Origin of the sequence: Streptomyces sindenensis (assembly GCF_014649035.1) — a bacterium.
In the GTDB taxonomy this organism is placed as follows: Bacteria; Actinomycetota; Actinomycetes; order Streptomycetales; family Streptomycetaceae; genus Streptomyces; species Streptomyces sindenensis.
In genome coordinates this window covers 1-11,347 of the sequence record NZ_BMSG01000062.1, presented here as the reverse complement: position 1 = coordinate 11,347, position 11,347 = coordinate 1, and the positions used below count along the sequence as shown (strand labels likewise).

The 11,347-nt window shown below is 71.8% G+C and carries 2 protein-coding genes; both read right to left on the bottom strand.

The window, feature by feature from the left end:
• A partial coding sequence (locus IE145_RS32845) for a non-ribosomal peptide synthetase (RefSeq protein WP_189529077.1) occupies positions 1 to 3,375 on the bottom strand: 3,375 nt, incomplete at its 3' end.
• Positions 3,360 to 11,231, bottom strand: coding sequence for a non-ribosomal peptide synthetase (locus IE145_RS32840; protein WP_229826017.1), 7,872 nt, complete (start codon positions 11,229 to 11,231; stop codon positions 3,360 to 3,362). The genes IE145_RS32845 and IE145_RS32840, both read right to left, overlap by 16 nt.
• Positions 11,232 to 11,347: the final 116 nt, after the last annotated feature.

The window sequence follows — 11,347 nt, the reverse complement described above, 5'->3', positions numbered from 1 at the left end:
CGGCGCCCCGTCGACCTCCGGAAAGACCGTGCGCAGGCTCTCATGACGACCGACGAGATCGCCGAAGGCCGCCTGGAGGGCGGCGGTGTCCACCTCCCCGGTGAGCTGTAGGGCCATCGGCACGTTGTAGGTCGGGCTGGGGCCCTCGAAGCGGCCCAGGAACCACAGCCGGCGCTGGGCGAAGGACAGCGGCGGCGCCCCGTGCCGCTCCCGCGCCACCAGCGCGGGCCGGCTGCCGTCCTGCTCGCGGACCTGGACGGCGAGGCCGGCGACGGTGGGTGTCTCGAAGAGTCCTCGCAGCGGCAGTTCGATGCCGAACACCGCCCGCGCACGGGTGATCAGGCGGGTCGCCAGCAGCGAGTGGCCGCCCAGCTCGAAGAAGCTGTCGTCGATGCCCACCTTCGGCACGCCGAGGATCTCGGCGAACAGCGCGCACAGGATCTCCTCCTGCGGCGTGCGTGGTGCGCGGATTGCCACCATGCCTGCCAGGTTCGGCTCGGGCAGCGCCTTGCGGTCCAGCTTCCCGTTCGGGGTCAGCGGGAACGCGTCGAGAGCGACGAACGCCGACGGCAGCATGTACTCGGGGAGTTCGGCGCCCAGGTACTCGCGCAGTTCCGCCGGCCCGGGCACGGAGAATCCTGTGGCCGCGACCAGGTAGGCCACGAGGCGCTTGTCTCCGTCCTCGGACTCGCGGACCACCACGACCGCCCGGTCGATGTCCGCGTGGCGGGCCAGGACGGATTCGATCTCGCCGAGTTCGATCCGGAACCCCCGGATCTTGACCTGGTCGTCGGCGCGGCCGAGGTACTCCAGGGTGCCGTCCGGCAACCACTTCACCAGGTCACCGGTGCGGTACATGCGCCCGCCGCGGGCCTCGAACGGGTCGGCGACGAACCGCTCGGCCGTCAGCCCGGGGCGCCCCAGGTAGCCGCGGGCCACACAGGTGCCCGCGATGTACAGCTCGCCGCCGGCGCCGGGGGCCACCGGCTGCAGCGATCCGTCGAGGACGTACAGCCGGGCGGCGTCCACGGGCACGCCGATCGAGGGTGTGCCGGAGCCGGACAGGGCCCCGCTGAGGGTGACGGCGACGGTCGCCTCCGTGGGGCCGTAGGCGTTGACCATCCGGCGGCCTCTGGACCAGACGGCGACGAGCTCGCCCGAAGTGGCCTCGCCGCCCACGATGAGGGTGCGCAGCGAGGGCAGGTCCTGTGGCGCGAGGGCGGCGAGGGCGGCCGGCGGGATCAGCGCGTGGGTGACCTCGTGCTCGTTGATCACATCGACCAAGCCCTGTCCGGGCAGCAGGCGGGCGGCCGGGGCCACGACCAGCGTGGCGCCGTTCAGCAGCGCCATGCAGACGTCCCAGAACGCGGCGTCGAAGCTGGGTGAGGCCATCTGGAGGACCCGGCTGCCGGGACCCGCGTCGAGCCGTTCCCGCTGGGTGGCGGCCAGGCTTGCGACGCCCGCGTGGGTGACCAGCACGCCCTTGGGCCTGCCGGTGGAGCCGGAGGTGTAGATGACGTACGCGGGGGCGGCCGGGGTGAGCGGCGCGACGCGCTCGGCCGCGGTGAGGTCGGTGTCCGCGAGGCCGTCGAGCCGCGCCACGACCTCGGGGGCGTCGAGCAGCAGCGGGTCCGGCGCCGCGGCGTCGGGGAGGCGCGCGGCGGACTCGGTATCCGCGATCAGCAGCGCGGGGGCCGAGTCACCGAACAGATAGCTGATGCGGTCGGCAGGGTAGTTGGTGTCCACGGGCAGGTAGGCGGCGCCCGCCTTGAGGACCGCGAGCAGCGAGACGACCAGGTCGGGCGTGCGGGGCAGCGCGAGCGCGACCACCTTCTCGGGGCCGATGCCCCTGGCGGTCAGCAGCCGTGCCAACCGGTTGGCACGGCGGTTGAGCTCGCCATAGGTCAGCGTGGTGCCTTCGTAACGGACGGCGATGGACTCGGGGTCGCGGCGGACCTGACGCTCGAACAGCTCGGGGATCACCTCACCCGTGTGCTGCCAGGCCGGGCCCTCGCCGCAGGCGAGGATTCCTGCGCGCTCCTCCGCTCCCAGCACGTCGACGCGGCCGATGAGCCGGTCCGGGTCGGCGGCGAACGCCTCGAAGACGCGCAGCAGCCGGGCGGCGGCGGCCTCCGCGCCGCAGGGGCCGATGAGGTCCGGGCGGAAACCCAGGCGCAGCCGGAGGGATTCGCCGGGAATCGCCGCGATGCTCAGCGGGTAGTGGTTGGCGTCCTCGGTGTCGATGCCCGCGAGGCGCAGCGAGCCACCCCGCCGCTCGAAGTCCTTCTCCTCGACCGGGTAGTTCTCGGTGACGGTGAGGGTGTCGAACAGCGCGCCCACGCCGGCCAGCCGCTGGATGTCCGGCAGGCTCAGGTGCTGGTGCGGCAGAAGTCCTGCCTGCTGCTCCTGAAGGTCGCTCATGAGTGCGGCCAACGACAGTGAGGGCGTGAGGCGGGCCCGTACCGGGACGGTGTTGATGAACAGGCCGATCATCGTCTCGATGCCGGGCACTTCGGGCGGGCGGCCGGACACCGTCGAGCCGAACACCACGTCGTCCCGGCCGGTCGTGCGGCCCAGGACCAGCGCCCAGCTGCCCTGGAGCACGGTGTTGAGGGTGACGCCGTGCGCGCGGGCTGTCTCGGTGAGCCGGGTGGTGAGCTCCTCCGGGACGGTGACCATCAGGTGCTCGGGAGCCGCCGGAGCCGCGTCGGCGGCCCCCGGCCCGGCCAGCAGGGTCGGCTCCTCGACACCGTCGAGGACCTGCCGCCACGCGTCCTCCGCGGTGCTCCGGTCCTGCTTGGCCAGCCAGCCGAGGTAGTCGCGGTACGGCGTGACCCGGGGCATGCCCGCGTCGTCGCCGCCGCGCCGGTAGAGCTCGAACAGCTCCAGCAGCATCAGGCCGGTCGACCAGCCGTCGAGGAGGATGTGGTGGTTGGTGATGACGAGTCGGTGCCTGTCCACGGCGTCCGTCACGAGAGAGAAGCGCAGCAGCGGCGCCACGGTGAGGTCGAAGCCCCTGTCCGCATCCTCCCGACGGACGTCCGCCAGCGCCTCTTGCTGCTCCTGGGGGCTGCGTCCGGTGGCGTCGACCCGGCGCAGCGGCAGGCCGACGTCACGGGCGATCGCCTGGACGGGCTGGCTCAGCTTCTCGAAGCGGAAGCCGGCCCGCAGCCCCGCATGCCTGCGCAGCAGGGTACGGATCGCGGCCTGGAGCGTCGGGTAGTCGAGCGGGCCCCGCAACTCGGCGACGAGCTGGGCGACGTATACGTCGAGCGACTGGTCCTGGTAGAGCGAGTGGAACAGCAGACCTGCCTGAAGGGGGGCCGTGGGCAGAACATCCTCAAAACCCGATTTGGCCATCACAGCGTTCTCCATTCGTCTTCCAGCAGGTCGATCTCGTCCTGGTCCAGCGCGACGAGCGCGAGGTCGGACGGCGTCCAGCCGCCGGACTCCGGGTTGTCCGCGTGCGCGGAGAGTGCGTCCAGCGCCCGGAACCAGCTCTGCGCCAGCTCCTGGACATCGGCTTCGCTCAACACCGCCGCCGGCCACGACCAGGTGGCCACCAACTCGGGTCCGCCTGGACGGTCCAGCGTCACGGCGTTGAGTTCCAGTCCGTACGGCGTTCGAAGGTCGGCGTCCTGGCCGTCGGCGAGGTGCTCGCCTTCGGGCGCCGCCGACCAGTCCGCGACCTCGGAGCCGGGCTCCGGAACCGCAAACCGGCCAAGGTAGTTGAAGCCGATACCGGGTGTGGCGTGCTCCGCGAGCACGGCTCCGGTAGCGTCATTCAAATGGCGCAGCAGGCCGAAACCCAGGCCACCGTCAGGAACCTGCAACTGTTCCTTGATCCGCTTGGCGACGCGGCCCGCGGCCGGACCGCCGGCCCAGAACTCGGGCCAGTCGACGGTGCCGGGGTCCAGCCGCACCGGGTGCAGGTCGGTGAGCCAGCCCACCGTACGGCTGAGATCCGCGCCCTCGACGAGCTCCTCGCGGCCGTGGCCCTCCAGCCCGATCAGAACTGGCAGGTCACTGCCACTTCGCCGGCGCCGCCAGTCGGTGACGGCCACCGCCATCGCGACGAGCAGGACATCGTCCACGCCGGCGTGGAAGGCGGCCGGAACCCGGGTGAGCAGCGGCTCGGTGGCCGCGGCCGGATGGGTGAGGGTGAGCTTTCGGACCGTGCCCGCGACATCGCGCGCCGGGTCCAGCGGCCGGCCCAGCGGGGCGTCGGGCCCCGCCAGGGTCGCCTTCCAGTGGTCCAGCTCGGCCAGCCGCTCCTGGCTGTGGGCCTCGGCGTGCAGCAGCTCGGACCAGCGCCTGAACGACGTGCCGACGGGCGCGAGGCTGACCGCGCGGCCCGAGGTGAGCTGCTCCCAGGCCTCCTTGAGGTCCGGCAGCAGGATCCGCCAGGAGACGCCGTCGACCACGAGGTGGTGCAGCGTGAGCAGCAGCCGGCCGGGCCGCGCCGGACCTGCGTCGAACCAGACGGCTCGGATCATCGCGCCGGTGAGCGGCGACAGCTCTCGCCAGGCGGCCTCGGCGTGCTTCTGGAGGAAGGGCAGGGCCTGGTCCCCCTCGACGCCGGCGATGTCGACGCGGGTGAGGAAGGAGTCCGCCGGGACGGTGCCCGGTTCCGGAACCCTCAGGTGCCAGCCGCCCTCGGCGTCGACGGCCAGCCGCAGCCGCAGCGCGTCGTGATGGTCGACGACCGCCTGGAGTGCGCCGGCCAGAGCGTCGGCGTCCAGTCCCGCGGGCACCTGGATCAGCATCGACTGGCTGAAACCGTCGACGGTGCCGCCGCGCTCCCGCAGCCAGTGCATGATCGGCGTCGGCAGCAGTCCGCCGGTGGCGACGTCCGGCTCGACGGGGCCGCCGTCCTCGGCCTCGGTGGCGACGGCCGCGAGAGCGGCTACGGTCTTGCAGGCGAACATGTCCTTCGCCGTGATGAGCAGCCCGGCCCGGCGGGCCGCCGACACGAGCTGGAGGGAGACGATGCTGTCGCCGCCCAGCTCGAAGAAGCTGTCGTCGATGCCCACCTTCTCCAGGCCGAGGACCTCTGCGTAGAGCCCGCACAGGATCTCTTCCGTGCGGTCGCGCGGGCCGCGGGAGTCGCTCATGGCCTCGAAGACGGGTGCGGGCAGCGCCTTGCGGTCGAGCTTGCCGTTGGCCGTCAGCGGCAGGGCGTCCAGCGTCACGAACGCCGACGGCACCATGTAGTCGGGCAGTTCTTCGCCGAGCTGCTTGCCCAGCACCGCCACGTCCGGCCCACCGTCGGCGTCGGGCACCAGGTACGCGACGAGCCGGCGCGCGCCCGGCTGGTCCTCCCGGACCACGACGGCGACCGCGGAGACCTGCCCCTGGGCGGTGAGCGCTGCCTCGATCTCGCCGAGTTCGATCCGGAAACCGCGCAGCTTGACCTGGTCGTCGGCGCGGCCGAGGTACTCCAGCACGCCGTCCGGGGTCCACCGCACGATGTCGCCGGTGCGGTACATCCGTGAGCCGGCCGGACCGTAGGGCCCGGCGACGAAGCGTTCGGCGGTCAGCCCCGGCCGGTTGAGGTAGGCGCGGGCGAGCTGCGTGCCGGCGAGGTAGAGCTCGCCGGGCACGCCCGGGGGCACCGGGCGCAGCGCGGCGTCGAGGACGTACAACGCGGTGTTCCACACGGGCCGTCCGATGGGAACGGTGACCGCGTCCGGGTCGGCTGTGCACTCCCAGTACGTGACGTCGACGGAGGCCTCGGTCGGTCCGTACAGGTTGTGCAGGCGTGTGCCGGGCAACACCGTGGCGAATCGGTTCTGGGCGTCCACGGGCAGTGCCTCGCCGCTGCACATGACCTGCCGCAACGAGGTGCAGCGTGCGGCGGCCGGCTCGGCCAGGAAGACCTGGAGCATCGACGGCACGAAATGCGTGGTGGTGACCCGCTGTTCGTCGATCAGGGCGGCGATGTAGGCGGGGTCGCGGTGGCCGTCGGGCCGGGCCACGACCAGGGTGGCACCCTCGATCAGTGGCCAGAAGAACTCCCACACCGAGACGTCGAAGCCGGACGGGGTCTTCTGCAGGACACGGTCCCGCTCCGTCAGCCGGTATGCGGACTGCATCCAGGCCAGGCGGTTGACGATGCCGGCGTGCGGCACCATGACGCCCTTCGGACGGCCGGTGGAACCGGAGGTGTAGATGACGTATGCCGGGTGCCTCGGGTCGATCTGCTCGGTGTCCGGCAGGTCCCCCGAAGCCTGGCGGGCGAGCTCGGCCACCGTGTCCGGCGCGTCGATCAGGACGACCTCGTGCCCGGCCACGGCCGCCCCGGGCAGCCGGCGTCCGGTCTCCTCGGTGGTGAGCAGCAGCTGGGCTCCGCAGTCGCCCAGAAGGTACGCGATGCGGTCGGCCGGGTAGTCCGGGTCGACCGGCACGTACGCGGCACCGGTCTTGAGGACCGCGAGCAGCGCGACGATCAGCTCGAAGGAGCGCGGCACGGCCAGGGCGACGAACCGTTCGGGGCCGGCGCCCCGCCCGGCCAGGAAAGCGGCCAGGCGGTTGGCCCGCTCGTTCAGCTCGGCGTAGGTCAGCGCCTCGCCCTCGAAGACCACGGCGGTGGTGTCGGGGGCGATGGCCGCACGGCGCTGGATCAGGCCGGGCAGGGTGCCCGGCACCCCTTCGTGGGACGTGTCGTTCCAGCCCTCCAGGACCAGGCCCCGCTCGTCCCCGGTCAGTATCTCCAGCTCGCTGACCGGACGCCCGGGGGCTGCGACGGCCGCGGTCAGCAACTGGATCAGCCGCTCACCGATGAGTCGAACCGAACCGGGGTCGTAGAGGTCCGTGGCGTACTCGATCTGGCCGATGAGTCCGTCGGGAGCACCGTCCTCGGTGAACTGCTCGCCGAAGGCGAACTGCAGGTCGAACTTGGCTCCGGCGGAGGTCACGTGGTCCAGCCGGATATCCAGCTCGGGACGGCCGACTGCGTCGGCGGACATGTTCTGGAAGCTGATCATGACCTGGAACAGCGGGTGCCGGGAGAGCGAGCGCTCCGGCTTGAGCACGTCCACCAGCCGCTCGAACGGCAGGTCCTGGTGGGCGTGGGCGGCGAGGCTGACGGCCCGGCTGCGCTCCACCAGTTCCCGGAAGTCCGGGTCGCCCGAGACGTCCGTACGCAGCACCAGGGTATTGACGAACAGTCCGACCAAGTCCTCGGTGGCCTGGTCGGTACGGCCCGCCAGAACCGTCCCGAGCGGGATGTCGGTGCCGGCACCGAGCCGCGAAAGGGTCGCCGCGAGCCCGGCCTGCATCACCATGAACAGCGTCGATCCGAGCTCCCGGCTCAGGCGGACCAGAGCGCGGTGCAGCTCCGGCTCCAGCCGCAGATCGACGAAGCCTCCGTCGTGGCTGGCCATCAGCGGGCGCGGCCGGTCCGTGGGCAGATCCAGCTGGGTGGGCAGGTCGGCGAGCTGCTCGGCCCAGAAGCGCTCCTGCTTCGCGAGCAGGCCGTCCGGGTCGTCCTCGTCACCGAGGAGTTCGCGCTGCCACAGGGTGTAGTCGGCGTACTGCACCGGCAGTGACTCCGCCGCGGGCGCGGTGCCGTCCAGCCGCGCGCCGTACGCGTGGAACAGATCGCGCACCAGCGGTTGGACGGACCAGCCGTCCGACGCGATGTGGTGGGTCACCACCAGCAGCACGTGGGCGTCCTGGCCGAGCTCGAACAGCACCGCACGCAGCGGAAGATCGGCCGCGAGATCGAATCCGGTGGCCGACGCGGCGGCGAGGTCCTTCGCGAGGGCCGCCTCGGTCGAGGTGGCGACGGTGAGCTCGATGCGGGCCGCGCCGGGCGCCAGGATCTCCTGGTGGGGTACTCCGTGGACCTCGGTGTACCGGGTGCGCAGCACCTCGTGCCGGTCGAGCAGGTCACCGAAGGCGGTCTCCAGTGCGGTCCGGTCCAGTCGGCCGGTCAGCCGCAGCGAGAACGGGATGTTGTAGACCGGGTTCGGTCCTTCGAGCTGGTTCAGGAACCACAGCCGCCGCTGGCCGTAGGAGAGCGGGATCAGCTCGGGCCGCTGCCGCACGGCGAGCGGGGTGCGGATCGCGGCTCCGCGATCGCCGATGATCTGAGCGAGGCCCGCCACCGTGGGCCGGTCGAACAGGTCGCGTACGGACAGTTCCGCGGCGAGTGCCGCACGGATGCGGCTGATCAGCCGGGTGGCGAGCAGCGAGTGCCCGCCGAGGTCGAAGAAGTTGTCGTCGATGCCGACCTCGGGCAGGTCCAGTACCTCGGCGAACAGGCCGCTGAGGATCTCCTCGGCCGGGTTCCGCGGACCGCGCCCCGCGGCCGAGGCCGTGAACGCGGGCGCCGGCAGGGCCTTGCGGTCCAGCTTTCCGTTCGGAGTCAGCGGCAGCGCCTTGAGAGCCACGAAGGCGCCCGGGACCATGTACTCCGGCAGCTGCGCCGCCAGCGCCTCCCGCAGGACCGCCGCATCCACAACCGCCGTGCCGGCGGCAGGGACCGCGTAACCCACCAGGATCTGAAGCCCCGGAGTGTCCTCGCGTACCACCACGGCGGCCTGCGCGACGCCCTCGGCGGACGCCAGCACCGTCTCGATCTCAGCGAGCTCGATGCGGTGACCGCGCAGTTTCACCTGGTGGTCGGCCCGCCCCAGGAACTCCAGCTCACCGTCCGCACGCCAACGCGCGATGTCTCCCGTGCGGTACATCCGCTCACCCGGCGCACCGAACGGATCGGCGACGAACCGCTCCGCCGTCAGCGCGGCACGGTTCAGATATCCCCGCACCACACCCTCACCGGCGATGTACAGGTCGCCCGCCACACCCGGCGGCACCAGCCGCAGACTCGCGTCGAGGACGTACAGCCGCGTGTTCCACAGCGGACGGCCGATCGCCGGCGCCCGACCGTTGTCCCGCACCTCCGACATGCTCGACCACACCGTGGTCTCCGTCGGCCCGTACATGTTCGTCACACTCTCGCCCAGACGGGCCATCGTCACCGCGAGGCCGGCCGGCAACGCCTCACCGCCCACCAGCATCGTCAGACCACGCACCGCCTCCGGCTCATCGGCCGTCAGCGCCTGCCACAACGAGGGCGTCGCCTGGAGCATCGTCGCCCCGTGGGCCGTCGCCAGCACGGCCAGCTCCGCGGGATCACGCACCGCGTCGCGTGAAGCCACCACGACCCCGGCACCGCTGATCAACGGCAGATACAGCTCCAGGGTCGCGATGTCGAAGGCGATCGTCGTCACCGCCAGCAGCCGGTCCCCACCCGAAGGCGCGAAACGGTCCCGCATGGCACACAGGAAGTTGACCAGCGCGGAGCGGGGCACGACCACGCCCTTGGGCTTGCCCGTCGAACCCGACGTATAGATCACGTACGCCGGATGCGCGGGATCCATCGCGACCACCGGCGCCCCGGCCGGTGCCGCCTCGATCAACTCCATCACCGCAGGGTCATCGAGCACGATCTCCTCGACATCCGCGCCCAACGCCGTGCCCGACGTCGTCACCGCCAGAACGGGACTGCTGTCCCGCACCATGTACGCCACCCGGTCCGGCGGATACTCCGGGTCCAACGGCAGATACGCCGCACCCGACTTCAGCACCGCCAGCAACGCCACCAGCAGATCCGCGGAACGGGGCAGCGACAGGGCCACGTACGTCTCCGGCCCCGCACCACGACGCGCCAGCACGTGCGCCAGCCGGTTGGCCCGCGCGTCCAGCTCGCCGTACGACAACGCGCGCTCGCCCGCGATCACCGCCAGAGCGTCCGGATCACGCGCCACCCACTCGCCGAACAGCGGCAGGAAGTCCTTTGCCGGAAGGTGGTCCGCGGTGCGGACTCCGGCCTCGGCGAGCAGCTCCCGCTCGTCCTCAAGGAGCACCGCGGTGTGCCGCAGGGGCGCGTCGGGAGCCGCGGTGACCTGCTCCAGGAGCAGGGCGAGGCGTTCGGCCATCCGCTCGACGGTGCCGCGATCGAACAGATCGGTGCGGTACTGGATGAAGCCCGTGATGCCGTCCGGGGCACCTTCGGCAGCCTGTTCGGACAGCACGAACGACAGGTCGACCTTGGTGGAGGTCAGTTCCACCGGCTGCGGGCGTGCCCGGACGCCGTCGAGCGCGAGATGAGCGTCGGCGATGTCCTGGATGGTGAGCATGACCTGGAACAGGGGGTGCCTGGCCAGGGAGCGCTCGGGGTTGAGGACTTCCACCAGCCGCTCGAAGGGCACGTCCTGGTGGGCGTACGCGTCCAGGTTCCCCGTCCGGACCCGGTCCAGCAGCTCACGGAAGCTCGGATCCCCCGACACATCGGTGCGCAGGACCAGCGTGTTCACGAAGAAGCCGACAAGATCCTCGGTCGCCCGGTCCGTCCGGCCCGCCACGGCGGTGCCCAGCGGGATGTCCTCTCCGGCGCCCAGCTGCGAGAGCAGTGCGGCAAGCCCGGCCTGGAGGGTCATGAAGACGCTGGCACGGGAGGCGCGCGCCAGCTCGGTCAGCCGGCGGTGCAGTTCGGCGGGCAGTTCGACGGGCACGGTGGCGCCCTCGGTCGCGGCGACGGGCGGGCGCGGCCGGTCCAGCGGCAGTTCCAGCTCGCCGGGGATCCCGGCCAGCGCCTCGGTCCAATGGGCAACCTGCCGGGCGATGATGCTGTCCGGGTCCTCCGTGTCGCCGAGGAGCTCGCGCTGCCAGATCGCGTAGTCGGCGTACTGGACGGGCAGCGGCTCCCACTGCGGCGCCGCGCCGCCCGAACGCGCTGTGTACGCCTGGGACAGATCACGCAGCAGGGGGGCCGCCGACCAGCCGTCGCTGGCGATGTGGTGCAGCACGAGCAGCAGGACGTGCTCGTCGTCACCGAGCTCGAACAGCAGGGCGCGAAGAGGGAGTTCGGTGGCCAGATCAAAGCCCCGGGTGGCCTCACGAACGAGCGTGGCGGGCAGTTCGTCCTCGGTGATCCGCTCGGCCGTGAGCGCGGGAGCGGCCCGCTCCACGGGCAGGATGTGCTGGTACGGCACGCCGTCGCGCTCGGGGAAGAGGGTGCGCAGGCTCTCGTGCCTGGCGACCACATCGCCGAGCGCAGCGCACAGCGCCGCGTGGTCGACCGGCCCGGTCAGCCGAAGCGATTCGCCCAGGTTGTAGCTGGGGCTGGGGCCTTCGAGCTGGTTGAGGAACCACAGGCGGCGCTGGGCGTACGACAGCGGCACCGCCTCCGGACGCTCGACCGGCACCAGCGCGGAACGCACCGGGCCCGCCTCACCGAGGGACTCCGCCAACCCCGCGACCGACGGATGATCGAAAAGATCACGGACCGCGAGCTCCACCGACAGCTCGCCACGGATACGCGCCACCAGACGGGTCG